Raw genomic sequence first — 24503 nt, 5'->3', positions numbered from 1 at the left:
TTTCATTTGTTACCAGTTTCGCCGGAGCACAGACCGATGACGACCCATGCGACCAAGCCTGAAAACCCGATGGGCCTTAACGGCTTCGAATTCGTCGAATTCACCTCGCCCGATCCGGAGGCGCTGGCCGACTTGTTCGTGAAGATGGGCTTTACCCATGTCGGTACGCACAAATCGAAGAATGTCCGGCGCTATGCGCAGGGCGACATCAACTTTCTGCTGAATATGGAGGATGCGGGCCAGGTCGCGGGTTTCCGCAACGCGCACGGCCCCTCGGCCAATGCGATGGCCTTCCGCGTTGCCGACGCCGACGCCGCCTTGAAGCTGGCGCTGGAGCGCGGCGCGACGGCGGTTACCGGCGCGCACGGTCCCGGCGAGCTCGACATTCCGGCGATTGAGGGGATTGGCGGGGCCAACCTCTATCTGGTCGACAAGCATGGCGGCGAGACGATCTACGACACCGATTTCGTCCCGACCGGGGAGACCGCCGACGACCATAGCGTTGGCCTGCACACGCTCGACCACCTGACGCACAATCTGCAGCGCGGGCGGATGGACTATTGGGCGAACTATTACGAGCGTATCTTCAACTTCCGCCAGATCCGCTATTTCGACATCGAAGGCCAGGCGACGGGCCTGTTCTCGAAAGCGATGACCGCGCCCGACGACAAGATCCGCATCCCGCTCAACGAAAGCCAGGACGAGCATTCGCAGATCGAGGAATTCATCAAGGATTATAAGGGCGAAGGCATCCAGCATCTGGCGCTGGCGACCGACGACATCTTCGCCACGGTCGATGCACTGCGCGCCAATGGCATCCGCTTCCAGACGACGCCGCAGACCTATTTCGACCTGATCGACAAGCGCTTGCCAGGCCACGGCCATGACGTCGCCGAAATGCGCAAACGCGACATCCTGATCGACGGCGCGCCCGAAACGGGTGGCGGGCTGCTGCTGCAGATCTTCACCGAGAATATGGTCGGCCCGATCTTCTTCGAGATCATCCAGCGCAAGGGCAATGACGGCTTTGGCGAGGGCAATTTCAAGGCGCTGTTCGAGAGTATCGAACTCGACCAGATCCGCCGCGGCGTGGTGCCGGGCAAGGTCGAGGCGTAAAACTTTCTCCCTCGCCCCTGGACAGGGGCGAGGGATACCGCAGCTTGGTCCCGCTTCTTCAGCGGGGCCTAGCGAAGGTTGGGAGAGGGGTCGATCGCGCGAGGCCGCACACTTTGCCGCCCCTCTCCCGAGCTTCGCTAGGCAGCAAGCTGCCAAGCTGCGCTACCCTCTCCCCGCCAGGGCGAGGGAGAAAGGGAGATGATGACCCACTACATGACCGGCTTCGGCAACCATTTCGCCACCGAGGCCGTGCCCGGTGCCCTCCCCCTTGGCCGCAATTCGCCGCAACGCCCGGCGTTCGGCCTCTATGCCGAGCAGTTGAGCGGCACCGCCTTCACCGCGCCGCGCCACGAAAATCGCCGGTCGTGGCTCTATCGCTTGCGGCCGTCCGCCGCACATCCGGCGTTCACGCGCTATGACGGCGCGCCGTTGTTCACCGCAGCCCCATCGGACGCCCCGCTAGCGCCCAATCGCTTGCGCTGGGGGCCACTCGACGGCGTGGATGCCGACTGGCTCGATTCGCTCACCACCATGATGGTCGCGGGCGATGGCGCGCGCACGCAGACCGGCGTCGCGATGCACCTCTATCGCTGCACCAAGGACATGGTGAACCGGGCCTTCGTTTCGGCCGATGGCGAAGTGCTGATCCTGCCCGAACAGGGCGCGCTAACGCTGCTGACCGAATTGGGGCGGATCGACGTCAAGCCGGGCGAGATCGCGCTGATTCCGCGCGGCGTGCGCTTCCGCGTTACCCTGCCCGATGGCTCCGCACGCGGCTATGTCGCCGAGAATTACGGGGCACCGTTCCGCCTGCCCGATCTCGGGCCGATCGGTGCCAACGGCCTAGCCAATCCGCGCGATTTCGAAACGCCGGTCGCCTGGTATGAGGATGTCGAGGGCGACTATCAGCTCGTTCAGAAATTCCTCGGGACGCTGTGGGAGACCAATCTCGGCCGATCGCCGCTCGACGTGGTGGCATGGCACGGCAATTACGCGCCGTGGAAATATGATCTGGCGCACTTCAACACGATCGGCAGCATCAGCTTCGATCACCCCGACCCCTCGATCTTCACCGTGCTGACCTCGCCCAGCGACATGCCCGGCACGGCCAATGTCGATTTCGTGATCTTCCCGCCGCGCTGGCTGGTGGCGGAGGACACCTTCCGCCCGCCCTGGTTCCATCGCAACACGATGAGCGAGTGCATGGGGCTGCTGCGCGGCGCGTATGATGCCAAGGTCGGCGGCTTCGTTCCGGGGGCACTGTCGCTGCACAATCAGATGAGTGGGCACGGGCCGGATGTTGCGAGTTGGCAAGGCGCGAGCGCAGCCCATCTCATTCCCCAGAAGCTCAGCGACACGATGGCGTTCATGGTCGAAAGTCGCTGGGTGTTCCGACCGACCGACTTTGCGCTCGAGACCAGCGCGCTCGATGCCGATTATGATGCGGCGTGGGGCGGCTTTCCCAAGGCGATACTTCCCTGATGACTTGATCCCGATCAGTAGCATTTTCGGGAACTTAGCGGGAGGTTTGCTCGTCTTGACGAACATGCCAACGCCCATCACCCCCCTATTTCCCTGGCAGCACCGCGCGCAGGGCGACTTTCAGGCTCTGCTCGACGCGCATGTCGCGGCGGCGGATTTTCCCTGTGTCGGCGCAAAAGCGGCGCTCGCCAAGGGCACTCTGTCGGTGCTGGCGTGCGACCGGATCGACAGTGCATGGGACGATTTGCGCATCCATGATGGGTTGCTGCATTTTGCCAAGGCCTATCGCGAGCAGCCAAGCCTGTTTCGCAGCTTCGCGGTGATCTTCGACGGACCCGACACTCTATCCGAGGAAGCGTTCGAAGCGGCACTGTGGGAGCGTGCGCAATCCTTGTCGGATAAGGACGTCTGGCGCGGCCAGGGCTATGATCGCGCGGTAAGCGCCGATCCGGAAAGCGCGCATTTCTCGCTGAGCTTTGGCGGCGAAGCGTTCTTCATCGTCGGGCTGCACCCGCGCGCCAGCCGCCCGGCGCGCCGCTTTGCGCGGCCGACCATGGTGTTCAACCTGCACGACCAGTTCGAGACGCTGCGGGCGCAAGGCCGCTATGAAGGCATGCGCGAGAAGATCCTGGTTCGGGACGAAGCCTTGGCCGGATCGCGCAACCCAATGCTCGCGCGGCACGGCGACGCGAGCGAGGCGCGGCAATATAGCGGGCGCGCGGTGGAGGATGGCTGGAAGTGTCCATTCCATTATTCGGGATCGCCCGAATGAGCGCCACGATCGAAATCCCCGAGCGCAGCGGCACGGCTTTCCGTCTTGCCAAAGGTGACACTCTGACGGTGATCGATCCGCGCGGGCGTCAGGTGGCCGATCTGCTCGCCTTTAACGCTAGCGACCTCGACGAGGTGATCTCGTCGGGACGGACCCTCGATTATGCCGAGACGATCTATCTGACCACCGGGCACATGCTCTATTCCAATCGCTCGCAACCGATGTTGGAGATCGTCGCGGATACGGTCGGGCGGCATGACTTCCTGCTGACGCCGTGTTCGCACGACACCTTCGCCCATTTCTACCCTGACCTGCCAACGCATCGCGGTTGCTTCGGCAATCTTGCCGAAGCGCTGGCACCCTATGGCATCACGCCCGATCGCATCCCGGTGGCGTTCAATTGCTTCATGAACGTGCCGGTCGACGGTGCCACAGGGAAGCTCGAAGTGCTGCCGCCGATCAGCCAGGCGGGCGACCATATCGTGTTCCGCGCGGCGATGGACCTGGTCGTCGGCCTCACCGCCTGCTCGGCCCCTGCGAGCAATGGCGGAAGCTTCAAACCGATCCACTACCGGGTGGACACGGCTTCCGTCACTTCATCTGCCGCTTGACGCTGGCCATCGTCGCCTTGCCGTAGGGCGGCTTGAGCCCGGCGAGTTTCGCGACGTCGAGCTTGGCTTGTTTGAACACCGCTTTGCCGTGGCTGAAGGTCTTGAAGCCGTCAAAGCCGTGATATGAGCCCATGCCCGATGGCCCGATGCCGCCAAAGGGTAGCTCTTCCATCGAGACATGGAAGACCACGTCGTCGAGCGTCACACCGCCGGAAATAGTACGATCGAGGACCGTGCGACGCTCGCTCTCATCTGGCCCGAAATAATAGAGGCCGAGCGGACGGTCGCGGCGATTGACCTCGGCGATCGCGCTGTCGATGTTAGTATAGCGCCGCACCGGCAGGATCGGTCCGAACAGTTCCTCCTGCATCACGATCATGTCGTCGGTTGCGTTGCGGACGATGTGGAGCGGCATCTTGCGCGCGTTGGACCCGGCGAAATCCTCATTGGCGGGGTTGACCGTCTCCACCGTCGCGCCCTTGGCGCGGGCATCGGCGACCCAGTCCTGCAGGCGCTGGTGGTGGCGGTCGTTGATGATGGCGGTGTAATCGGGGTTGGCGAGCAAAGTCGGGTACATGCTCGACACCGCCGCTTTCAGCCCGTCGACCACGGCTTGCTCCTGCGCCTCGGGCACCAGCATGTAATCGGGCGCCAAGCAGATTTGCCCGGCGTTGAGCATCTTGCCGATCGCCACGCGCTCGGTTGCGCGCGCGATGTCGGCGTCCTTGCCAATGATAACGGGCGATTTGCCGCCCAGTTCCAGCGTCACCGGCGTCAGATTGTCGGCAGCGGCGTGGAGGATATGCCGCCCGATCCCGGTCGCGCCGGTGAAGATCAGATGGTCGAAGGGCAATTCGGAAAAAGCCTTGCCCACCTCCGGCCCGCCGCTGAAGAACGCCAGTTCCTCGATCGCGAAATATTTGGGGCTCACCTCTTCGAACGAGGCCGCTGTGCGCGCGGTGAATTCGCTGGTCTTGACCATCGCGCGGTTGCCGGCCGCGAAAATGCCAGCGATCGGCCCCATCACCAGATTGACCGGGAAATTCCATGGCGCGATCACCCCGACCACGCCCTTGGGCTGATATTCGACCCAGGCGCGCGCGCCGAGCAGCCCCAGCGGAAATTGCACCGCGCGATTGTCGCGCCGCGTCCAGCGATCGAGCGATTTGATGGCGTGTTTGATCGGAGCGATCGATGCCGCGATATCGGTCAGCATCGATTGCTCGCGGCTGCGATGCCCGAAATCCTCGCTCAGCGCATCGCAAAAGGCAGCGGCATTGTCGGCGATCATCGCCGCCGCACGCGCGAGGCGATCCTTGCGGACCGCCAGACCAACCGGGAGTTCGGCCATGAACGCCGCGCGTTGCCGCGCCAGCACATCCTGCATCGTCATCCTCATCCCCTTTTGGAGTGTTATCGTATCACGTCGCGCAGCCGATCAAACCTCCGACCGGAACCACTACCGTATCCTGCCCGGCGCGATCGAGCTGCAACAAGCCTTCGGTCACCACCGCGCCACCGCTGATCGATTCGCGCGTCTCGATCTTCATCGTCAGCTTCGCAGATATCCCGGCGGCACCATAGTCATTGCTCTCGCCAAAGCCGAAGCCGCCCGCCCCGGTCTCGCCATTGCGATCGAGATCGGTGATCGTCCCGCCGATCGACAGACGCAGGCGCGCCGGATCGGCCTGCGCCATCGCCACCAGCGCACGCGTGCCGCTCGCCGTCCATAGATAGGCGGCGCAGCCCTTGGCCGGGAGATCCTGCCGAGGAATGGCCCCAAGCGGCAGACCATCGATCGAGGACGGCAGCGGAGTCGGCGTCGGCGCGCTTTGCGGAGCGGCAGCGAGCAGCAACGGCGCGAGCGGGAGAAGCGCTTTCATGCGGCCAAACCTAACAGGAACAGCCACGCCGGGTAAGCCGCGATCGCCAGCAGCGCGCCGAACGGCAACCGATCGCCAAGCGATGCGGCGCGCCCGCGCATCATCCCGAACAACACCACCGTCAGCCCGGTCAGCGCCGCGAGCAACACCACCACCGGCAACATCCGCCAGCCAAGCCACAGCCCGATCGCGCCGAGCAGCTTGGGGTCGCCGCCACCCAGCCCGTCGCGGTGGCGCAGCGCCTTGTAACCCGCCCCGACCATCCACAAGGCGGCAAATCCGCCGACGCCACCGATCACGCGTTCGGTAAGCGTCGGCTCAACCCCCAACAGGCCGGTCGCAAGCCCCGCCCCTGCCAGCGTCGCGGTCAGCGCATCGGGCAACCAGAATTCAGCAATGTCGAGTGCCGCCAGCGTTAGCAGCAACCAGCCAAACACCGCCCCGGCCAGCCCCGTCGGCCCCGGCACGGCGAGCCCCGCCAACAGCCCGATCGCCACACAGCCCAGCTCGATCTGCCAGTGTCGCGGGTCGATAGCGGCACTACACGCGCGACACCGCCCTCGCGACAGCGCCGCACTCAGCAACGGGATCAGATCGCGCGGGGCCAGCGTGACCCCGCACGCATCGCACCGCGACCGTCCACGCGCGACCGATCGCCCCTCCGGCCAGCGCACAACGATCGTGGCCAGAAAGCTTCCGACGATTGCGCCCAAGGCTGCCAATGCCAAAAGCCAAAGCCAGTCGGTCATGGGAAGGTGGCGGATTCGGGCACGGTGGCCGGGCCTCGACGCCCGCGCCGGTCGCCGGACTCCATGCTCACAGCGCTCGGGTGAAATAGGTGGAGAAGGCGACGTCGCTATACCCGTTGAACGGCCCGCACGGTGTAAAGCCAGCGCGTGCATAGAGCGCACGTGCCGCTGCAAACGGAGCGTTGGAGCCCGTCTCCAGGCTCAATCGCCCATAACCGCGCTGTCGCGCGACCTCGATCACATGGTCCAGTAGGTGGGCCGCGACGCCTCGCCGCACCTGCTCCGGCGCAGTGCGCATCGACTTCACTTCGCCGTGCGTCGCATCGAGCTCCTTCAGCGCCGCCATGCCGAGCAGGGTCTCTTTCTCCCATGCCGTCCACAGCGTCACCCGAGGATCGCGCAACCCGCTGAGGTCGAGCGCGAAGACGCTGCCCGGCGGCGAATTTTCGTGCGCCGCGCGCAAATGCAGTTGGACCAGCGCGACGACATCGGGATGCGTAAGATCATCCCGGATGATCCGCCAGCCTGCCGCGCTGCCGCTCAATTCAGCGTCTCGCCCGGCTCCACGCCCCACAAATGCACCGCCTCGACGAAACCGCCGCGACCGCGCACATCAAAATAGCACCAGCCCTGCGCGCATTTGCTGATCCGTCCGACCACACCCGGAGCCGCGCGCCACAGCACCCGTCCGGCATCGCGCGGCGAATCGCGCAGCTCGGCGACGGTGCCCATCACCAGCGCCGTCCGCGTCTCCCGGATCAACGTGCCCATCATCCAGCCTTGCGTGCCGTCCGGATCTTCGACCTTATACCATTGCCCACGACCATAAATGTCGAGCACCTTCACCGGCAGATCGGCCCGCTGATACAGCCAGCTCGACGGATAGGTGCGTGCCGGGCCGGTGCGCATCCGCGCCTTGCCCGCGCCGATCGAGGCGAAATAGGGCGGCTTCTTCTGCACCAGCCCCGCCACCGACGGCACCGCCAGCGCCCCCCCCAACACCGCCAGCAAAACTCTGGCTCGCAACCGCATCTCAATCCCCCACAAAATCCGTCGCCGTTTACAGTGGAAGCACGGCGCGCTTCAACACCGTTGACGCCGCCAGACACCTCCGCCAAGCCTTGGCCATGCCCGAAATGACACGTGCCGCGAACCCGAGAGTGCCCAACCCGAAGGTTTGGGTGACCCGCGAATTGCCCGATGCGGTAATGGACCGCATGGAGCAATTGTTCCACACCACTATCCACCGCGGCCCCGCCGCCCTTACTCGCGACGAACTCGCCGCCGCCATGGCGGAATGCGATGTGCTGGTGCCCACAGTCACCGACGAAATCGATGCCGGGCTGATCGCAAGCGCGGGTCCCGCGTTGAAGCTGATCGCAAATTTCGGCGCGGGCGTGAACCATATCGACCTGAAGGCGGCGCGGGCGCGCGGCATCATCGTCACCAACACCCCCGGCGTACTGACCGAGGACACCGCCGACATGACGATGGCGTTGATCCTGTCGGTGCCGCGCCGCCTGGCCGAGGGCGAGAAGCTGGTGCGTTCGGGCGAATGGAAGGGCTGGACGCCGGGCGGGATGCTCGGCCACCGCATTGGCGGCAAGGCGCTCGGGATTCTCGGCATGGGGCGAATCGGCCAGGCGGTCGCAAGGCGGGCGCGCGCCTTTGGGCTGACGATCCATTATCACAATCGCCACCGCCTGCCCAAGGTGGTAGAAGCTGAACTGCAGGCGCAGTGGCACCCCAATCTCGACGAGATGCTGTCGGCGATCGACATCCTGACCATCCACACCCCGCGCAACCCCGATAGCGAAGGGCTGATCGACGCTGGCCGGATCGCGCTGTTGCGGCCGCATGTCTATGTTATCAACACCTCACGCGGCGGGATCGTCGACGAAGGCGCGCTGATCGTGGCGCTGGAAGGCGGACGGCTGGCCGGGGCCGGGCTCGATGTATGGCAGCACGAGCCGCAAATCGACCCGCGCCTGCTCGCCTTGCCCAATGTCGTGATGACTCCTCACATGGGCTCCGCCACCTTCGAGGGACGGCTGGCGACGGGCGAGAAAGTTATCGCCAACATCCGCATGTGGGCCGACGGTCACCGCCCGCCCGATCAGGTGCTGGAAGGCTGGGCCTGAGCGCTCTTTGCTCATCCCCGCCGGAACGAGCCACGATCTTGTCGGTGCCCGTTCCGGTGGTCTTAAGCGCTATTGAAGCGGCAAGAACAGGTCGGTGATCGCTTCATGCTCGGGCACATCGGGGAAAAACCGAACGCGCTGGGCATAAAGGGGAAAGTCGCGGAGCTCTTCCCCGCTCGCCGGTAGCCATGTTCCATAGAGAAACGCGGCGGCGGGTCGCAGATTGTCGCTTGCGCCGACGATGCGCAATACGGCGCACCGCCCGGCCGGAATAAGCCCCGCCTCGATGCCACCATCGGCAGCGGTGATCGTCCGGTCGGTGGCGGCGGCAAGGTCGATCTGATAGTCCTCTGGTGCCACGCTGTCTGGGTCATTGTGGAAAATGGTGTAGGTGGCATGGCTTGCAGCACGCACGCCACTCGCCTTGCGCCAATCGATGAAGCGGCGGATCGTCTCTCCCAGCCGTTCCGGTGCCCCCTTATGCGTCAGGAACGCCACGGGAATGTCGGCTTCCTCCCGCACCACCACAGTATCGATCGAGAAATTCTGCGTCATCATCAGGCTCCGTGCTTCGGCCAGTGGCACCATTGCCGCTGCCCATGCCGCCCAGTCCGGATCCTCGCGAAATGCCGTCGGCGCTTGCCCCATCCGTTGGCGAAAGGCGCGGGCAAAGCTGTCCGGTGCCTCATAGCCAGCATCCAATGCAATCTCCGTGACCGAATCCGCGCTGCGATAGGCAAGCCGCCAAGACGCCCGTTTCATCCGCGCCAATTGCACGTAGCGATGCAGCGACAACCCGAAAATGGCACTGAACTGCCGATGGAAATGATAGGGTGAGAACGCCGCCACGGCGCTCAACGTCTCCAATCCCACATCTTCGTCGAGATGACGGTCGATATAGGCCAGCACCCGCTGCATCCGCGAATGATAGCGTGCTGGATTGGTTGGGCGCTTCGACATTGCTTGGTCCTTATGGGTGGCCCAGCCGAAATAGCGGACAAGCCAAGCGCGACGCTCGACCGATGTTGCGGTTGTGCGCAACGCTGCACAAGGGATCGCAATCGACACGTCCATCACCGCTCGACATCAGCGCGCGCCGCCCGTCAACTTTCCGATTGACGACCGTCACGGTGCATTGCAGCTTGTCGTCAAGAATAAAAAATCGAGGAGAGTGATGATGGACCGTGCTGGGTCGTTTATCGTTGGTGCCGCACTTGTCTTGTTTTCGGCTTTGCACATCGTGAGTGCGCCCGATTACCTCAATATCCTCCCGGCTCTGGTCCTGCTTTACGGGATCTTCCGCCTCGTCACCAACCGAAGCATCGCCGCGACGCTCGCCGACGAAGAGCTGTCGTTCGCACCTCCTGCCGAGGGCTGATCGGGATCGCGTCACGCGAGATCCCCCGCTCCGTTCGTTTCGAGCGAAGTCGGGAAACAGCCACACCCGCTGTGCCCGGTTTCTCGACGATGCTCGAAACGAACGGGGAGACGTAGCGTCAGCGCGCGTGAAAAAAGTCGTAAAGCTGTTGCGCGACCGCCGCGCTGACGCCGGGGGCCTTTTGCAGATCTTCAAGGCTCGCGTTGCGGACCGCCCGAGCCGTGCCGAAGTGCATCAGCAACGCCTTCTTCCGCGCCGGGCCGATGCCGGGCACGTCATCCAGCGGTGACGCACCGATCGCTTTCGCCCGCTTGGCGCGATGCGCGCCGATCGCGAAGCGATGGACTTCGTCGCGCAGCCGCTGGAGGTAGAATAGCACCGGCGCATTGACCGGGAGCTGAAACTCGCGCCCATCGAGCATGTGGAACACTTCGCGCCCGTCGCGCCCATGGTGTGGGCCCTTGGCGATGCCGACCAGACACACGTCCTCGATCCCCAATTCCTCCAGCACGCCCTTCACCGCATTGAGCTGCCCGCGCCCGCCGTCGATCAGCACCAAATCGGGCCAGTCGCCCGCGTCGCGATCGGGATCCTCATTCTGCGCGCGCGCGAAACGCCGTGCGAACACTTCGCGCATCATGCCGAAATCGTCGCCCGGAATGGTGTCGGGGTTCTTGATGTTGAACTTGCGATACTGGCCCTTGCGGAAGCCCTCCGGGCCAGCGACGACCATCGCGCCGAGTGCATTGGTGCCTTGGATATGGCTGTTGTCGTAAATCTCGATCCGGTCGGGCGGCTCGGGCAAATCGAAAAGTTCTGCCACTTCGCGCAGCAGCTTCGCCTGCGTGGTGCTCTCGGCCAGCCGCCGGTCGAGCGCTTCCTCGGCATTGCGCTTGGCCTGATCGAGCAATTTGCGGCGCGTGCCCCGCTGCGGCATCGACAGCGTGACCTTGAACCCCGCCTGCCCGCCCAGCGCCTCGCCGAGTAGCACCGCCTCGTCCAGCTCGCGGTCGAGCAATACGGTGCGCGGCGGGGGGACTTCTTCGTAAAATTGCGCGAGGAAGCCGGCCAGGATTTCATCCTCGGGCACATCGGCGGTGTGCGCAGGGAAGAAGCTGCGATGCCCCCAATTCTGCCCGCCGCGAATGAAGAAGGCCTGGATGCCGATCACCCCATTCTTGTTGGCCATCGCAAAGATATCGGCATCGCCCAGCCCCTCGGCATTGATCGCCTGGCTGCCCTGGATGAAGGTCAGCGCGCGCAGACGATCGCGCAGGATCGCGGCGAGTTCAAAGTCCATCGCCTCGGCGGCTTCCTGCATTTGGCCGCCGAGTTTGGCCTGCACTTCGGTCGATTTGCCAGCGAGGAACGCCTTGGCGTCGCCGACGAGTTCGGCATAACCCGCCGCATCGATACGGCCGACACAGGGGGCGGAGCAGCGCTTGATCTGGTAGAGCAGGCACGGCCGGTCGCGGTTCTTGAAGAAACCGTCGGTGCAGCTGCGCAGCAGGAACAGTTTTTGCAGTGCGTTCAAGGTGTTGTTGACCGCACCGGCGCTGGCGAAGGGGCCGTAATAATTGCCCTTGGCGCGCCGCGCGCCGCGATGTTTCTGGATCCGCGGAAAATCCTGATCGGCACGTAACAGGATGAAAGGAAAGGATTTATCATCGCGCAGCAGCACGTTGTAGGCTGGGCGGTAGCGTTTGATGAGTTGCGCCTCGAGCAGCAGCGCCTCCGCCTCGTTATTGGTCGTGACGATCGTCATCGCGCGCGTTTGCGCCACCATGCGCTGCAAACGCCGCGAAAGGCGCTCGACCTGCGTGTAATTGGTGACGCGGTTTTTGAGCGCGCGCGCCTTGCCGACGTACAGCACGTCCCCCCGCGCATCGAGCATACGATAGACGCCAGGCCGCGCCGGGAGCGTCGCCAGCACGTTGCGGATCGCGGCGACCCCGGCATCGAGATCGGGTGTGTCGCTGCCGCGGACGGTGAAGGTGGCCTTGTCTTCGTTGAAGCGTGTCGGGGCGTTGGGATCGGACATTGTCGATGATCTAGGCATTCGCGCGCCGGGATGCCACGGCTTCGTTGCTGCGCACGCCACCACACACGAAAAAGCGGCGGTGGGTTGCCCCACCGCCGCCGATAGAGGCGCTAGAGTAGGTTACTTGATCGCGGCGAGATCGGCCTTGACCTTGGCCAGCGCGGCGTCGGTCAGCGCGCCCTGCGACAACGGTGCGACTTGGTTGAGCGACATACCCTTGAACGAATCGTACATCGGGTGCGCGGTGATGTTCTGCAGGTCGGTGTCGAGCACGGTCTTGCCGGCCGTGTTGGCAGCAATCGTCTCGATCGGCGTGTCGAGATCGAACTTTGCGGCCCCGGTTGCGGTTGCGGTCGTTGCGGGTGCAGCGACGGCGGGAGCCGATGCGGGGGCCGGCGCAGGCGCCGTCTGGGCGGCGAGCGGCGCTGCAATAAAGGCGACGGCCGCGGCGATAACGACAGACTTCATGGGGACAGCCTCTTTCGAAAGGTAAGCGGCGCGAATCACCGCAAGGCTGACGATACCCCGATCAGTGGCGAAACGAAATGCACCCGCGATAACAGGCGCATTTCCGTCAGTTGAGCTTGCCCAGCCCGGCAATGGTCCGGTCGACCAGCGCCTTGTCGGCATCGGCACCGTGACGCTGCGCGATGATCGTCGCGGCGGCGCGGGTGGCCGCGTCAGCGGCGCGAGCGCGGACCTCGGCGATGGCGGTGCGTTCGGCACCGGCAATCTTGTCTTCGGCCATTGTCTGGCGGCGTGCGATCAAATCGGCGAGATCGGCCTCAGCCTTGGCCAGCATCGCGGCTGCTTCAGCTTCGGCATGGGCGACGATAGCGGCGGCATCGCCGGCGCTCGCCGCGTTACGCGCCTTGGCCTCGGCAAGCTGTGCCTCGGCTTCCGCGCGCAGCTTGGAGGCTTCCTCCAACTGGCCACGGATGGTGGCAATACGGCTGTCGAGCATGCCCGCGACCATCTTTGGCACTTTTTGCCAGATCATGATCGCGATGACGACCAGCATCGACAGCGCGACGAACATCGGCGGGGTGATGCCCATGAACGCCATTTCGTGATGCAGCTCGGTGGCCCCGGTATGCTCCATCGTCTTGACTGCTTGACCGTCAGCCATGTGCCAGCTCTGCCTTAACCTGCGTTTCGATGGTCGTGCGGTCGACCGCCACGCCCGAAAGCTTGGCGACAATCTGTTCGACCGCGTCCACCGTATTGGTCTCGATTTCGGCGAGCGCCTGCACCTTTGCGGCACCGATGCGACCGGTGGCGGCATCGAGTTGCGCGGCCAGCGCGGCGTCGCTGGTCTTCAGCTTGGCCTCGGTGCCGGCAACCGCCCGCGCCTTGGCTTCGCCGAGGGCGACGGCCGCCGTGGCACGCGCGGATTCGAGCCCCGCCTGATAATCGCGCTCGGAGGTGAGCGCAGCAGCGCGCGCCGCCTCCGCCGCAGCGATGTCCCCCGCAATCCGGCCGTTACGATCTTCGATCGTCGCCTCGATCTTGGGGACCATCGCCTTGCCGATCCCGAAATAGATCAGCGCGAATACGATCGCGAGCCAGAACAGCTGCGAGGCGTAAATCTCGCCAATCTGGGAAATCTGCGGCATTGGTGGCGCTCGCTCTTGCTTACTTGACGACGAAGAGGATGAGAATCGCGACGACGAACGCGATCAGACCCAGAAGTTCCGAAGCCGCGAAGCCGATGAACAGGCGGCCCTGTTGGCCGTCTGCGGCACCCGGGTTGCGCAGTGCGCCTTCGAGGAACGAACCGAACACGTTGCCCACGCCGAGCGCGGCCAGACCAACGCCGATCGCCGCGAGGCCGGCACCGATGTACATTGCAGAAGTATGATCCATGATAGGCTCCTTGAGAATTGCGTAGTGAGGGTATTGAAAAGATTAGTGCAGGTGCACCGCGTCGTGCAGGTACAGCGACGTCAACAGCGCAAACACATAGGCCTGGATCGCACACACCAGCAACTCCAGCGCGCTGACCCCGACGATCATCACGAAGCTGAGCACGCTGACGATAGGCCCAAGCGCGCCGCCCGCATTGAGGCCCTGCACCACGAAGCTGCCGAACACTTCGAGCAGGATGTGCCCAGCCGTCATCGCGACGAACAGTCGCAGACCGAGCGAGAAGGGGCGCACCATGAACGAGACGAATTCGACCGGGATGATGACCGGCATCAGCCAGGCAGGCGCACCGTGCGGAACGAACAGGCTGAAGAACTTCAGGCCATGCGTCGCGAAGCCAACCACCAGCACGATGCCGAACGAGAGGAACGCCAGTACCGCCGTCACCGTAATGTGGCTGGTCACCGCAAAGGTATGCAGACCCGGCAGGATCGCCAGCGGCAGCACGCCGATGAGATTGGCGAACAGGATAAAGAAGAACAGCGAGAAGATGTAGGGCGCAAATTTCTTGCCGCCCGAACCGATGTTCACCGTCACCATATTGTCGATGAAGCTGACCGCATCTTCTGCCGCAACCTGCCAGCGGCCGGGCACGAGCTGGCGCTTCAGGCCACCCGCCATGAACACAGCGAGCAACACGAACACGACGATCATGAACAGCGCCGAGTTGGTGAAGGATACGTCATAGCCGAACAGGTCCAGATGCCGGCCCAATACGGGCTCGACCTTGAACTGTTCCATCGGATCGATTTTGCCGGCGCTCACTCCGCGCGCTCCTTCGAAATCTTGATGATGTTAAGGAATGCCCCGATCACCGCGAGCGTCAAGACGATCAGCAGCGCCCAGGGCGAGGTTCCCAACCAATGGTCGAGCGCCCAGCCCATGACTCCGCCACCGAACAAGGCCCCCAGCAGCAGCGTCAATACGCGCGCGCCCTGCGAATAGCCTTTCGCCGGGGGCAACACCCCACCAGCACGCACCTGGCCAGCCGCCTTCGCCGAAGCGATGCGGGCATCCAGGTCGTTCTTCTGGTGTACGTCGGCCAAGGGGCGCTTATCCTGATAAGAAAACGCCGCCGTGCCTTTGGCACCGCGACGGTGAACATCGGGGATCGTGGGGAAAGAGCCCCGTTCACGCGCCGTTTAGGAAGGTGACCGGGGGGTGTCAACTCTTGTGGCCGATCCGGACCGCTGCCCACCCCTCTGCCCAGCCCTCTGCGTTGCCTATCGTCTCGGCGCGCGATACTCCTTTACTTCGATGAGCACGCCCCTCCCCGATCATGCCGGACACCGCGCACGACTGCGCCAGCGCTTGATCGAACAGGGCGGCGACGCTCTGCTCGACCATGAATTGGTGGAATATCTTTTGGCGCTGGCGATTCCCCGGCGCGACACCAAGCCGCTGGCGAAAGCGCTGCTAGCCGAATTCGGCGGGGTCGGCGGCCTGTTCAGCGCCGATCCGGAGGCATTGCTGCGCGTCCCCGGCATGGGCGATACATCGGTTGCAGCGATCAAGGTCGTGCAGGCGACCGCGCTGCGGCTGCTGCGCGTTCAGGCCAGCGCGCAGCCGGTGCTGGCAAGTTGGCAGGCCTTGATCGACTATCTTCACGCCGACATGGCGCACCGCACCAACGAACGGGTCCGCGTGCTGCATCTCAACACGCGCAACATGCTGATTCGCGACGAGGCGATGAGCGAGGGCTCGATCGACGAGGCAGCGCTGTATGTGCGCGAAGTCATCCGGCGTGCGATCGACCTGGGCTCCGCCGCGATCATTCTGGTCCACAACCATCCCACTCAACCTATTTCCATCACGCTCGATCACGCTCCTAACCGTTGAATCACTTGAACTTTTAGGCTTGTCGTAGCGCAGGACGTTGTGGCATATTGGGGTCGGTTTTGAGGGGGATCGATCGCCCTTGTGACCCCAGTCGCCGACCCCTGCTAGCCGTCTGGCGACCCCACTTGAAAGCCAATGGGAGAGCCCAGTGCCAAGCCTTACCGATGGAGAAATTCGCCGCGCGCTGAAGCAGGTGGAGCAGACCGGCAAACAGCTAAGCCTGGTCGATGGCGAAGGACATGGCACCGGTCGCCTTGTCCTGGTCATGAAGCCCATGCCCACGCGCGTCACCGCCGATTGGATGGCGCAGCAGTGGCGCGATCAGAAGCGCTTCAAGAAGAAACTGGGCTCATACCCATCCATGTCGCTCAGCAAAGCGCGCGAAGTTTTCACACGCGATTTCGCCGACATGATCCAGAAGGGCCGCAGCATCAAGATCGCCGGCGACACGCGTCCCGGCACCGTGGCCGATCTCTTCGAAGCCTATGTCGCTCACCTGAAGGCATCCGAAAAGTCATCTTGGAAAGAGGCTGAGAAAGGCCTCAACAAGATCGCCGACACCCTCGGCCGCAATCGGCCCGCTCGCGACATCGAGCCCGACGAAATCACCGATCTCATCCGACCGATCTATGACCGCGGTAAGCGCTCCATGGCAGATCACGTCCGCAGTTACATCCGATCCGCATATAGCTGGGGTCTGAAATCGGAACACGACTACCGCAACGCGTCGCAGCGGCGTTTCCGGCTGGTCTACAATCCCGCCGCCGGCATCCCCACAGAGCCCAAGAAAGTCGGCACTCGCTGGCTTGATGAAGAAGAATTCCTACGCCTGTACCGTTGGCTTGAATGTCCGGACGCGCCCGTGCATCCGCCTTACACACGGGCCGTTCGCATTCTCATGCTCACGGGGCAGCGCGTGGAGGAAATCGCCCGCCTGCATGTCGATCAGTGGGACGCGAAGGAGCGGATCATCGACTGGTCAAAGACCAAGAATGGCAAGCCACACGCCATTCCGGTCCCGGAAGTGGCGGCGGAGTTAATCGAATCGATCAAGCCCAACGCACACGGCTGGTTTTTCCCCTCCGCGACCGACCCAACCAAGCCCGTCAGCCACGGCACGCTGTACTCTTTCATGTGGCGTCAGCGCGAGCGCGAGGTGATCCCTGTCGTGACCAACCGCGATCTGCGCAGAACCTGGAAGACGCTCGCAGGTCAGGCCGGCCTCTCCAAAGAAATTCGCGACCGCATACAGAACCACACGCTCCAGGATGTCAGTTCGAAGAGCTACGATCGTTGGAGTTACATGCCCGAGAAGCGGGCAGCCATGAAGAAGTGGAATGCATTCGTCCGAGCGATGCTAACCAAGAAGCGCCCCAAGCCGGCAAGAGAGACATCTAGACCGAATATCCGTTCGGGCGTTGAAGGCGCCACCCAACATGCAGCCTGAGAGGCGTCCGCAAAATCGCTCTAAGCCGTCAGGTGCTCTATAAGGATTGACAATCCCAGACCGAAAAGCGCGATCCCAGCGACAGCCTCCGCAATGCGGCCGAAGTGCTCGCCGATCAGCCGACCGATAAGCATGCCCCCCGACGACATGAGGAACGTCGCAAGGCCAATCGCGGTCGCAACCACAACAATGTTGACGTTCAGAAAGGCCAAAGAGACGCCGACGGCCATTGCATCGAGGCTCGTGCCGATTGCGGTTGCCATCAAGACTGTAAACGATCGGCCCACTGGCTTGGCGTCGGCTTTCTTCCATACGGCCGCATAGAGCATATGAAGACCAACCGCAGCGAGCAGGCCAAAGGCGAGCCAGTGATCAACAGCCTGGACGAAGCTGCTCGCGGCAACGCCGGCAACCCAACCGATAACAGGCGTGATCGCCTCGACTACACCAAAGACCGCACCGCTGCGTAGCGCTTCTGAATATCGCGGGCGGCCAAGGGCTGCGCCTCTACCCACGGAAACCGCAAAGGCATCGACGGACATGCTGAAAGCAAGCAGGACGACTGCAAAAGGGGACATAGCAGGATAACCAAACGGACATTGAACCGGGTGGCCCTCACCTGTCCGACAAAGGCGAGTTTCACCACGGTCTTGCCGGGCCGGTGAAAAACCGGCTGATCACACCACGCGCATGGCGCGAGCCTGTTGGCGTGATCCCGCTGTCTGAGCGGTGGCTACTCCCCGATGCGGAAGAGATAGGAAGCGACATCGGCAAAGTCAAAATCTAAAAGTCGATACCCATCAGATACTTGCGCTTATAATACTCATTTGCAGGTGGAGCCTTGGTCTTCAGGCTTCGGACGGCCCGCCTCCAAGCGGTCTGGTAGGATGACTGCCGCATCCTGCGGCTGGGAGCTAGGAAAATTGTAATCTTCCTGCTACATATCTGCTCAATATGTAGTGTGAAGGTGTCAAATGCCCACTCCCCATAACCCTCCAGCAGCCGTGCGGCGCGCCCTGCGCAAGCTCGGCGCGGACATCCATGACGCTCGCCGTCGCCGCAAGCTGCCCATGGCGGTCGTGGCCGAGCGGGCTTTCACGTCGCGCTCGACCCTGCAGAAGGTCGAGGCAGGCGACACCAACGTTAGCGTCGGCATTTATGCCGGCGTGCTTCAAGCCCTCGGCCTGCTCGACGGTCTGACCCGGATCGCCGACATCAGCAACGACAGCGTCGGCCAGGCGCTCGCCAGCGCCGAGCTGCCCAAGCACATCCACTTGAAGCGGTCGGCGGGATCGTCCCGCGATGGCTGACTTCGAGGTTCATATCGACCTTAACGGCCGCACCCGCCTGATCGGATTGGCGAGAAGCAATCGTGTGCGAGGCGCCGAGACCATCCTCTTTGAGTATGAAGGTGCTTGGCTGGAAGACCCGGAGCGCTTCTCGTTGGAGCCCGCTCTGGCGCTGACCCGCGGCGCCTTCGCGCCGCCAGCCGGCCTTGCCACCTTCGGCTCGATAGGCGATTCCGCACCCGACACATGGGGACGCCGCCTCATGCAGCGCGCTGAGCGCCGCCTTGCTGATCGCGAAGGCCGTGCCGTCCGCACTCTTGTCGAAAGCGATTATTTGCTCGGTGTCGCCGACGAAACCCGGCTCGGCGCGCTTCGCTTCCGCTGGGTCGGCGAAGACGCGTTCCAGGCGCCAATCCGCGCCGGCGTTCCAGCTTTGATCGAACTTGGCCGACTTCTCCAGATCACCGAGCGCATCCTGCGCGACGAGGAGACGGACGAAGATCTCCAGCTCATCTTCGCTCCCGGCTCCTCCCTCGGCGGCGCACGCCCCAAAGCATCAGTAATCGACCAGCACGGTCACCTCTCCATCGCCAAATTCCCGAAGGAGACGGACGATTATAGCATGGAGACCTGGGAGGAGATTGCTCTGCGGCTGGCTGGCCGTGCCGGCATCACGACTCCTCAACACGAGCTGATCAGCGTAGCCGGTAAGGCCGTCATGCTTTCGCGACGCTTTGATCGCGAGGGCGCCATCCGAATTCCGTTCCTTTCGGCAATGGCGATGATGGGCGCGAAGGATGGCGAGCGCGGCAGCTACCCGGAGATTGTCGACGCTCTTGCCGAACATGGCGCCCAGGGCAAGACGGATGCCCATGCCCTTTATCGGCGCGTGGTCTTCAACGTCCTGATCTCCAATGTCGACGATCACCTTCGCAATCACGGCTTCCTGTGGCTGGGCAAGGCAGGCTGGTCGCTCTCACCGGCCTACGATCTCAATCCCGTCCCGACCGATCTCAAGGCGCGGGTGCTGACGACGAACATCGATCTCGACGAAGGCACGTGCTCGCTCGAACTGCTGGAGGCCGCCTCCGAGTATTTCGCGCTCACACTGCCGCAGGCGCGCGCGATCATCAAAGAGGTTGCGACCGTGACCGCGACATGGCGGGACACCGCCAAGGCGGTGTGCGCCCGCGCCACCGAGATCACCCGTATGGCCAGCGCCTTCGAGCACGACGACCTCAAGCGGGCGTTGATCCTATGACGCTAGGACGGGTGGCAAGTGGGGGACACAAATGAATAAGCAAGAAGATGATCTTTCGAATGAAGCAACGGCGCTCGCAGACATCCTGAAGTGGTCCGCGGATCTGCCAGCCTGGCAGCGCGACACGCTGCGCCGCCTCTGTAACCAACCTAAACTGGAAGCCACGGATGTCGTGGAGTTGGCCGCGATCTGCAAGGGCCTCGATCAGGGCACCCCACTCGACGCCAGCCATATCCGCGATCCCGCCGCGAGCCATGCCGTGGTGACGCTCGGCGCCCTTTACGGTCTGTCCAACGTCAACGCCCTCGCTCCCGGCGAACGGCTGTCCTTCGGCAAAGCGGGCCTCACCATCATCTACGGCGACAACGGAGCCGGCAAATCCGGCTATGCCCGCGTCCTGAAGCAGCTCTGCCGGGCGCGCTCGCCAAAGGGCGACGCGATCCTGCCAAACATCTACGCCGCCACGAGCGGCGCGCCAGCCGCCAGCGTCGAGTTCTTCATCGGCGCCCAAAAACGCAATGCCGCTTGGACGCAGGGCAGCTCGCCAGACGCCATGCTGTCCGCCGTCAGCGTCTTCGACTCGCGCACGGCCAATATCCATGTCGAGAACACCAACGACCTCGCGTATACGCCGCTGCCGCTACGCATCCTCGCGGGCCTCGCGCAAGTCTGCCAGGACGTGAAGAGCAAGCTGGCCGCCGAAATCAAGGCCCTCCAGGAGCAAACGCCCACCATCCTGACGACGCCGGACTGCAAGCAGAACACTCCGGTCGGCAAGCTGATCGCCGGTCTCTCGGGCAAGACGAAGCCAGAAACCGTCGAGAAACTCGCCGGCCTCACCGCCGAGGACGAGACGCGCCTTCAAACGCTCACCGCCGATTTGTCGAGCGATCCGGCTCGCACAATCCGCCAGCTTCAGGGCCAAGAGACGCGCATCACCGGCATCATAACGCAGCTCGAGCGCCTGGCCGCATCCGCCACGGATGACAATCGCACGGCCCTTCGCGATGCCCACACGAACCTTGCGAATGCGCGCATGGCCGCCGCCGCAGCGTCCGCCAACCTGTTCTCCAAGGAACCGTTGCCGGACATCGGCTCGGATGTCTGGAAGATCCTGTGGGAAGCCGCCCGCGACTATTCGCGCGCGGCGGCCTATCCCAAACAGCCTTTCCCGGTGACCGGTAGCAAAGCGCACTGCGTCCTATGTCAACAGCCGCTCAGCGAGGAGGCCTCGAGACGGCTCAGCAGCTTCGAGGCCTTTGTGCAGGACGAAAGCAAACGTCGCGAGCAGGAGGCGGCGGACTCCTATGACGACGCCCTGCAGGGCGTCTCGGCCGCGGCAGTCTCGATGAAAGATCTCGCTGCAATCGTCTCATTGATACGAGACGATATCGGTCGCGAGGATCTCGCAAGCGCTTTGCGCCGCGACATGCTCCACCTCGCATGGCGGTTGCGAGCAGTCCTGCGCACCCACGTTCTCGCGACACCGCCGGCCCTTCCTCCTGCTGCCGCCCTCTCTCTTGATCCGCTACGCGCAGTGCTGGCCGGCATCGCCGGGCGCATTCAGGCCCTGCAATCCGACGCCAGTTCACCGGAGCGCGCCATGCTCATCACTGAACGTGACGGCCTCAGCGACCGCAAATGGCTCGGCGTTGTGAAGACCGATGTGCTCGCCCAAATCGATCGCCTCAAAGCCATCGAAGCGATCGACAAGGCCAGCAAGGACACGGCGACGAACAAGATCACCACCCAGAGCGCCCGTATTGCCCAGGCGCTCGTTACCAACCGCCTGCGCGGACGGTTCGCAATCGAAGTCGACAAGCTCGGCGTCGCCGGCCTCGCGATCGAGCTTCAGCAAGCCAAGACCACCGCCGGCGTTCCCTTCTTCCAGGTCAGGCTGATCAACAAGCCGAACGAACCAGTGGGAAAGGTCCTCAGCGAAGGCGAGCATCGCTGCGTCGCGCTCGCCGCCTTTCTCGCCGAGCTATCGACCATCGATGCGCAATCGGCGATCGTGTTCGACGATCCGGTGTCGTCACTCGATCACTTGCATCGAGACAAGGTCGCCGCCCGTCTGGCAGAAGCTGGCCAGACTCGCCAGGTGATCGTCTTCACCCACGACATGGCGTTTCTGCTCTTGCTCGACGAAGCCTGCCGGACGACAAAGGATCGAGAAGCGACGCCTGTGGCGTATCGCCTGATCAGCCGCGGCACCGAAAATGCTGGTTACTGCCATCAGGATCCCCCGGCCAACGTCATGCCGCTCGACAAGGTCATTGACGGCATGAGAGCGCACCTCGCAAACGTCAAGATCCACCATGAACGCGGCGACCAGGCGAGATGGCTGCGCGAGGTCACGTCGTTCCAGGATCAACTTCGAACCACGTGGGAGCGCGCCGTCGAGGAGGCCGTCGGGCCGGTGATCCGCCGCTTGTCACGCAAGGTCGACACCACGGGACTGATCAAACTCACCGTACTAACGGATGGCGACTGCACCGCGATGCGGTTAGCGTTTGGGCGTTGTTCCGCCCTTCTTCACAGCCAGCCGGGAGAGCTCAATCCGCGGCTACCCGAACCGACGGCCATCGAAGCTGAGATTGATGCACTGGAGAAGTGGATTGCAGATATCCGGGCCCGGCAGGAGAAAGCCGCATAATTATGCTTCTCGCCAAGCCGGTCGATATCGATCGGTGTGCAAGGGAATGTCGGGCGTCGCCGCGCGCGTGTAGAAGTGATCGCCTACACCGAACCGCCCAGCGCCTTCAGCATTATTGCGGTATCCCAGGCGAAGTTTCGCCACTCAACGGGTTGGTCTGCCGCGATCCGGATCACCTGACACATCGGCATGTCAATCAGCGCTCCGGTCGATCTTGCGGTGGCCCGCATTGTTACGGTGCAGACGACGATATCGTCGCCGCATGTGTGGAAGACGGGGTCTGTCGGTTTGATATCGACCCAAGTCTCGACGAACGAGTCGATCCAGCGCCCGAACTCTTCGCGGCCTCTCCATTGGCCTCCATAGGGCAGGGAATCCGGCTGGTGTAGAACGATGTCGGGATGCAACGTTTCGAGCAGTGCAGCTCTATCGGCTGGCAATCCCGAAGCAGAGTAACGGGCTTCCGCCTCATAGAAACGCATCAGAGCGCGAAGTGCCGGTGTTTGTGCATCCATAATTCTAGCATAGACATTCGCCAGATATCTCGGCCACCCGTTTCCTGCGGTTAAACTCATTCGGCGTCCGATTTCCGCGCGCTTGTGCGCGGCCAAATTCTCGGGATGCAGGAAGTCCGGGGCCGCTATTCGGCGGCCACGGCATAGGTCGCCTCGCCTCGCCGCCCTCCGCTTCGGACGGCTGGGCGCGGCGCCTTGGCGCGGTGATTGTTGAAGATGCTCAAATCGATCTTCCACCCATTCGGTGGGAATCTGGCTGCGCGATCCCCGATGGATGCGTGGTGGCCATCGCCAGTATCAGGGGTGGCAAAAACGAAGTGCCGAGCTCCGCCACGAGCCCTCCTGTAGTGATCGCGCCGTTCGCCAAATCTGATCCACGCGGATCTCACGCGGGTTGATTCTAGCTCAGCGGCTCTGTGCTCAGCCGGAAAGTCTCAATTGCGGCAATACGGAAAGACGGGTTGAGGGGGAATGCCTTCCCCCCGGCCGGCGCCTTGGTCGCCGGCACACCCCCTTCTGCGGGGAGATCCCCGCAACGCCCCCTTTAGAGTAAGAGTGCGGACAGGTTTGCCGTGACGGGTTGAGGGCTGGAGGAGAGGCCTCCGGCGCCCGTCGCGGAGACCCGCGATGTCCAGAAAGACCGCAAGCGCTCGCGCCGGCTCAGACCGGGCGAACCTCTATGACGAGATCACCGACAAAATCGTCGCCGAGCTAGAAGCCGGCCGCGTCCCATGGGTGCAGCCTTGGGGGACGGCGGCGGTAAAGGCGCCGCTCGCCATGCCGAGGAATGCCGCCACCGGCCGGCAATACTCAGGCATCAATGTGCTGATCCTTTGGGGCGCCGTGATCGAACACGGTTATGCCGCACAGACCTGGCTCACCTTCCGCCAGGCGCTCGCACTAGGCGGCAATGTCCGCAAGGGCGAGCACGGCACGACCGTCGTCTACGCTGACCGCTTCGTGCCCGACGATGAAAAACGCCGCGCACGTGAAACCGGCGAGGAAGCCCAGGCGATCCCGTTCCTGAAGCGGTTCACGGTGTTCAACGCCGCCCAGTGCGAAAACCTCGCCGATGACGTTGCCGTTGCTGCGCCGCCTCCGCCGCCCGGATTGATCGAGCCCAGAGTCGAGGCGCTCATCCGCGCAACCGGCATCGACTTCCGTATCGGCGGCAACCGCGCCTTCTACGCGCCGGGGCCCGATTTCGTCATGGTCCCGCCGCCGCAGGCCTATTTCGAACCCATCAACTGGCATCGCACGGCCCTGCACGAACTGGGGCATTATGCCGAACGCAGGGTTATGCCGCATGGCCGTTCAGAATGGTGGTTTTCCGTGGATCAGCCATGCGGAAGTTCGGCATAATCAGACGGCTTCGAATGACCGCCTTGGTGATGATC

Annotated in this window: 26 protein-coding genes, 1 pseudogene and 1 riboswitch; of the genes and pseudogenes, 12 read left to right on the top strand and 15 right to left on the bottom strand. The window is 63.4% G+C overall.

Annotation, left to right across the window (positions count from 1 at the left end):
• The first annotated feature begins 36 nt into the window (after nt 1-36).
• The 4 genes from hppD to ACP7BL_RS14995 all read left to right on the top strand — a co-directional run bounded on the left by hppD (nt 37) and on the right by ACP7BL_RS14995 (nt 3981).
• Nucleotides 37-1116, top strand: a complete 1080-nt coding sequence (hppD, locus tag ACP7BL_RS15010) for a 4-hydroxyphenylpyruvate dioxygenase (protein WP_426258718.1) — start codon at nt 37-39, stop codon at nt 1114-1116.
• A 201-nt stretch (nt 1117-1317) separates the two neighbouring features.
• Nucleotides 1318-2598 carry a homogentisate 1,2-dioxygenase gene (gene hmgA, locus ACP7BL_RS15005; RefSeq protein ID WP_426258741.1) on the top strand — a complete coding sequence of 427 codons (1281 nt, stop codon included), beginning with the start codon at nt 1318-1320 and terminating at the stop codon, nt 2596-2598.
• A gap of 64 nt (nt 2599-2662) precedes the next feature.
• Nucleotides 2663-3370, top strand: a complete 708-nt coding sequence (gene gntA, locus ACP7BL_RS15000) for a guanitoxin biosynthesis heme-dependent pre-guanitoxin N-hydroxylase GntA (RefSeq protein WP_033964225.1) — start codon at nt 2663-2665, stop codon at nt 3368-3370.
• Nucleotides 3367-3981 carry a DUF1989 domain-containing protein gene (locus tag ACP7BL_RS14995; protein ID WP_033964184.1) on the top strand — a complete coding sequence of 205 codons (615 nt, stop codon included), beginning with the start codon at nt 3367-3369 and terminating at the stop codon, nt 3979-3981. The genes gntA and ACP7BL_RS14995 overlap by 4 nt, the downstream gene beginning before the upstream one ends.
• Here the strand turns inward: ACP7BL_RS14995 and ACP7BL_RS14990 are convergent.
• From ACP7BL_RS14990 to ACP7BL_RS14970, 5 genes are all read right to left on the bottom strand, one after another.
• Entirely contained in the window at nt 3962-5380 is a 1419-nt protein-coding gene (locus ACP7BL_RS14990; protein ID WP_426258717.1) for a coniferyl aldehyde dehydrogenase, read from the bottom strand. The two genes, ACP7BL_RS14995 and ACP7BL_RS14990, sit on opposite strands and share 20 nt — an antisense overlap.
• Nucleotides 5381-5402: 22 nt before the next feature.
• The gene (locus ACP7BL_RS14985) at nt 5403-5864 is read right to left on the bottom strand and encodes a hypothetical protein (protein WP_426258716.1); all 462 of its coding nucleotides are present in this window, start codon (nt 5862-5864) and stop codon (nt 5403-5405) included.
• Nucleotides 5861-6613: a prepilin peptidase gene (locus tag ACP7BL_RS14980; RefSeq protein WP_426258715.1), complete on the bottom strand. Its 753-nt coding sequence runs from the start codon at nt 6611-6613 to the stop codon at nt 5861-5863. Before ACP7BL_RS14980 ends, ACP7BL_RS14985 begins: the two co-directional genes overlap by 4 nt.
• Nucleotides 6614-6680: 67 nt before the next feature.
• A complete protein-coding gene (locus ACP7BL_RS14975) occupies nt 6681-7157 on the bottom strand; it encodes a GNAT family N-acetyltransferase (RefSeq protein ID WP_052192240.1) in 477 nt (158 codons plus the stop codon).
• Nucleotides 7154-7645 (bottom strand): SH3 domain-containing protein, encoded by a 492-nt coding sequence (locus ACP7BL_RS14970; protein ID WP_033964189.1) that lies wholly within the window; start codon nt 7643-7645, stop codon nt 7154-7156. The genes ACP7BL_RS14975 and ACP7BL_RS14970 overlap by 4 nt, the downstream gene beginning before the upstream one ends.
• A 104-nt stretch (nt 7646-7749) precedes the next feature.
• Here ACP7BL_RS14970 and ACP7BL_RS14965 point away from each other — a divergent pair, with 104 nt between their 5' ends.
• Nucleotides 7750-8754, top strand: a complete 1005-nt coding sequence (locus ACP7BL_RS14965) for a 2-hydroxyacid dehydrogenase (RefSeq protein ID WP_426258740.1) — start codon at nt 7750-7752, stop codon at nt 8752-8754.
• A 69-nt stretch (nt 8755-8823) separates the two neighbouring features.
• On the opposite strand, the gene ACP7BL_RS14960 is transcribed toward ACP7BL_RS14965, so the two are convergent.
• The gene (locus tag ACP7BL_RS14960) at nt 8824-9714 is read right to left on the bottom strand and encodes an AraC family transcriptional regulator (protein ID WP_426258714.1); all 891 of its coding nucleotides are present in this window, start codon (nt 9712-9714) and stop codon (nt 8824-8826) included.
• A 73-nt stretch (nt 9715-9787) separates the two neighbouring features.
• Between ACP7BL_RS14960 and ACP7BL_RS14955 the strand changes: the two genes are divergently transcribed.
• Nucleotides 9788-10132, top strand: coding sequence for a hypothetical protein (locus ACP7BL_RS14955; protein WP_426258713.1), 345 nt, complete (start codon nt 9788-9790; stop codon nt 10130-10132).
• Between the two features lie 118 nt (nt 10133-10250).
• On the opposite strand, the gene uvrC is transcribed toward ACP7BL_RS14955, so the two are convergent.
• The 7 genes from uvrC to ACP7BL_RS14920 form a co-directional block, all read right to left on the bottom strand.
• Nucleotides 10251-12173 carry an excinuclease ABC subunit UvrC gene (gene uvrC / locus ACP7BL_RS14950; RefSeq protein WP_426258712.1) on the bottom strand — a complete coding sequence of 641 codons (1923 nt, stop codon included), beginning with the start codon at nt 12171-12173 and terminating at the stop codon, nt 10251-10253.
• Nucleotides 12174-12293: 120 nt separating this feature from the next.
• A complete protein-coding gene (locus ACP7BL_RS14945) occupies nt 12294-12641 on the bottom strand; it encodes a hypothetical protein (protein WP_426258711.1) in 348 nt (115 codons plus the stop codon).
• Between the two features lie 106 nt (nt 12642-12747).
• Nucleotides 12748-13302 (bottom strand): ATP synthase subunit B, encoded by a 555-nt coding sequence (locus ACP7BL_RS14940; RefSeq protein ID WP_010403080.1) that lies wholly within the window; start codon nt 13300-13302, stop codon nt 12748-12750.
• Nucleotides 13295-13789: an ATPase gene (locus tag ACP7BL_RS14935; RefSeq protein WP_426258710.1), complete on the bottom strand. Its 495-nt coding sequence runs from the start codon at nt 13787-13789 to the stop codon at nt 13295-13297. The genes ACP7BL_RS14940 and ACP7BL_RS14935 overlap by 8 nt, the downstream gene beginning before the upstream one ends.
• Nucleotides 13790-13808: 19 nt before the next feature.
• On the bottom strand, nt 13809-14039 hold the full coding sequence (locus ACP7BL_RS14930) for a F0F1 ATP synthase subunit C (protein ID WP_029622390.1): 231 nt from the start codon (nt 14037-14039) through the stop codon (nt 13809-13811).
• Nucleotides 14040-14081: 42 nt separating this feature from the next.
• Nucleotides 14082-14840: a F0F1 ATP synthase subunit A gene (locus ACP7BL_RS14925; RefSeq protein ID WP_426258739.1), complete on the bottom strand. Its 759-nt coding sequence runs from the start codon at nt 14838-14840 to the stop codon at nt 14082-14084.
• 20 nt (nt 14841-14860) lie between these two features.
• Nucleotides 14861-15145, bottom strand: a complete 285-nt coding sequence (locus tag ACP7BL_RS14920) for an AtpZ/AtpI family protein (RefSeq protein ID WP_426258709.1) — start codon at nt 15143-15145, stop codon at nt 14861-14863.
• Nucleotides 15146-15356: 211 nt separating this feature from the next.
• Here ACP7BL_RS14920 and ACP7BL_RS14915 point away from each other — a divergent pair, with 211 nt between their 5' ends.
• Both ACP7BL_RS14915 and ACP7BL_RS14910 read left to right on the top strand, forming a co-directional pair.
• Nucleotides 15357-15938, top strand: a complete 582-nt coding sequence (locus ACP7BL_RS14915) for a JAB domain-containing protein (RefSeq protein WP_426258708.1) — start codon at nt 15357-15359, stop codon at nt 15936-15938.
• 148 nt (nt 15939-16086) lie between these two features.
• Complete coding sequence (locus ACP7BL_RS14910; protein WP_012047152.1) at nt 16087-17385, top strand: site-specific integrase; 1299 nt, start codon at nt 16087-16089, stop codon at nt 17383-17385.
• Nucleotides 17386-17405: 20 nt separating this feature from the next.
• Here the strand turns inward: ACP7BL_RS14910 and ACP7BL_RS14905 are convergent, their stop codons facing one another.
• Nucleotides 17406-17927, bottom strand: a complete 522-nt coding sequence (locus tag ACP7BL_RS14905) for a manganese efflux pump MntP family protein (RefSeq protein ID WP_310304185.1) — start codon at nt 17925-17927, stop codon at nt 17406-17408.
• Between the two features lie 59 nt (nt 17928-17986).
• A riboswitch (yybP-ykoY riboswitch) is annotated at nt 17987-18139 on the bottom strand.
• Between the two features lie 220 nt (nt 18140-18359).
• On the opposite strand from ACP7BL_RS14905, the gene ACP7BL_RS14900 reads away from it, so the two are divergent.
• Genes ACP7BL_RS14900 through ACP7BL_RS14890 form a run of 3 tightly spaced genes read left to right on the top strand, consistent with a single transcriptional unit; the run spans nt 18360 to nt 22591 of the window.
• On the top strand, nt 18360-18695 hold the full coding sequence (locus ACP7BL_RS14900) for a helix-turn-helix domain-containing protein (RefSeq protein ID WP_041751084.1): 336 nt from the start codon (nt 18360-18362) through the stop codon (nt 18693-18695).
• Entirely contained in the window at nt 18688-19935 is a 1248-nt protein-coding gene (locus tag ACP7BL_RS14895; RefSeq protein WP_012047155.1) for a type II toxin-antitoxin system HipA family toxin, read from the top strand. The genes ACP7BL_RS14900 and ACP7BL_RS14895 overlap by 8 nt, the downstream gene beginning before the upstream one ends.
• A gap of 31 nt (nt 19936-19966) precedes the next feature.
• The gene (locus ACP7BL_RS14890; RefSeq protein ID WP_012047156.1) at nt 19967-22591 is read left to right on the top strand and encodes an AAA family ATPase; all 2625 of its coding nucleotides are present in this window, start codon (nt 19967-19969) and stop codon (nt 22589-22591) included.
• Between the two features lie 83 nt (nt 22592-22674).
• Here ACP7BL_RS14890 and ACP7BL_RS14885 read toward each other — a convergent pair whose 3' ends face one another.
• Complete coding sequence (locus ACP7BL_RS14885) at nt 22675-23106, bottom strand: nuclear transport factor 2 family protein (protein WP_012047157.1); 432 nt, start codon at nt 23104-23106, stop codon at nt 22675-22677.
• A 627-nt stretch (nt 23107-23733) separates the two neighbouring features.
• Between ACP7BL_RS14885 and ACP7BL_RS14880 the strand changes: the two are divergent.
• Nucleotides 23734-24387 (top strand): annotated as a pseudogene (locus ACP7BL_RS14880) (ArdC family protein); the annotation flags it as partial.
• Nucleotides 24388-24503: the final 116 nt, after the last annotated feature.

The sequence above is a fragment of the Sphingomonas sp. DC1600-2 genome (assembly GCF_049897605.1).
Lineage (GTDB): Bacteria > Pseudomonadota > Alphaproteobacteria > Sphingomonadales > Sphingomonadaceae > Sphingomonas.
The sequence above is the reverse complement of the archived record's forward strand: the minus strand, read 5'-3'. Positions and strand labels throughout refer to the sequence as shown.

Coding starts and splice junctions, on each gene's coding strand:
- hppD (WP_426258718.1), top strand. CDS start 37: ATGACGACCCATGCGACCAAGCCTGAAAACCCGATGGGCCTTAACGGC.
- hmgA (WP_426258741.1), top strand. CDS start 1,318: ATGACCCACTACATGACCGGCTTCGGCAACCATTTCGCCACCGAGGCC.
- gntA (WP_033964225.1), top strand. CDS start 2,663: ATGCCAACGCCCATCACCCCCCTATTTCCCTGGCAGCACCGCGCGCAG.
- ACP7BL_RS14995 (WP_033964184.1), top strand. CDS start 3,367: ATGAGCGCCACGATCGAAATCCCCGAGCGCAGCGGCACGGCTTTCCGT.
- ACP7BL_RS14990 (WP_426258717.1), bottom strand. CDS start 5,380: ATGAGGATGACGATGCAGGATGTGCTGGCGCGGCAACGCGCGGCGTTC.
- ACP7BL_RS14985 (WP_426258716.1), bottom strand. CDS start 5,864: ATGAAAGCGCTTCTCCCGCTCGCGCCGTTGCTGCTCGCTGCCGCTCCG.
- ACP7BL_RS14980 (WP_426258715.1), bottom strand. CDS start 6,613: ATGACCGACTGGCTTTGGCTTTTGGCATTGGCAGCCTTGGGCGCAATC.
- ACP7BL_RS14970 (WP_033964189.1), bottom strand. CDS start 7,645: ATGCGGTTGCGAGCCAGAGTTTTGCTGGCGGTGTTGGGGGGGGCGCTG.
- ACP7BL_RS14965 (WP_426258740.1), top strand. CDS start 7,750: ATGACACGTGCCGCGAACCCGAGAGTGCCCAACCCGAAGGTTTGGGTG.
- ACP7BL_RS14960 (WP_426258714.1), bottom strand. CDS start 9,714: ATGTCGAAGCGCCCAACCAATCCAGCACGCTATCATTCGCGGATGCAG.
- uvrC (WP_426258712.1), bottom strand. CDS start 12,173: ATGTCCGATCCCAACGCCCCGACACGCTTCAACGAAGACAAGGCCACC.
- ACP7BL_RS14945 (WP_426258711.1), bottom strand. CDS start 12,641: ATGAAGTCTGTCGTTATCGCCGCGGCCGTCGCCTTTATTGCAGCGCCG.
- ACP7BL_RS14940 (WP_010403080.1), bottom strand. CDS start 13,302: ATGGCTGACGGTCAAGCAGTCAAGACGATGGAGCATACCGGGGCCACC.
- ACP7BL_RS14935 (WP_426258710.1), bottom strand. CDS start 13,789: ATGCCGCAGATTTCCCAGATTGGCGAGATTTACGCCTCGCAGCTGTTC.
- ACP7BL_RS14930 (WP_029622390.1), bottom strand. CDS start 14,039: ATGGATCATACTTCTGCAATGTACATCGGTGCCGGCCTCGCGGCGATC.
- ACP7BL_RS14925 (WP_426258739.1), bottom strand. CDS start 14,840: ATGGAACAGTTCAAGGTCGAGCCCGTATTGGGCCGGCATCTGGACCTG.
- ACP7BL_RS14915 (WP_426258708.1), top strand. CDS start 15,357: ATGAGCACGCCCCTCCCCGATCATGCCGGACACCGCGCACGACTGCGC.
- ACP7BL_RS14905 (WP_310304185.1), bottom strand. CDS start 17,927: ATGTCCGTCGATGCCTTTGCGGTTTCCGTGGGTAGAGGCGCAGCCCTT.
- ACP7BL_RS14900 (WP_041751084.1), top strand. CDS start 18,360: ATGCCCACTCCCCATAACCCTCCAGCAGCCGTGCGGCGCGCCCTGCGC.
- ACP7BL_RS14895 (WP_012047155.1), top strand. CDS start 18,688: ATGGCTGACTTCGAGGTTCATATCGACCTTAACGGCCGCACCCGCCTG.
- ACP7BL_RS14890 (WP_012047156.1), top strand. CDS start 19,967: ATGAATAAGCAAGAAGATGATCTTTCGAATGAAGCAACGGCGCTCGCA.
- ACP7BL_RS14885 (WP_012047157.1), bottom strand. CDS start 23,106: ATGGATGCACAAACACCGGCACTTCGCGCTCTGATGCGTTTCTATGAG.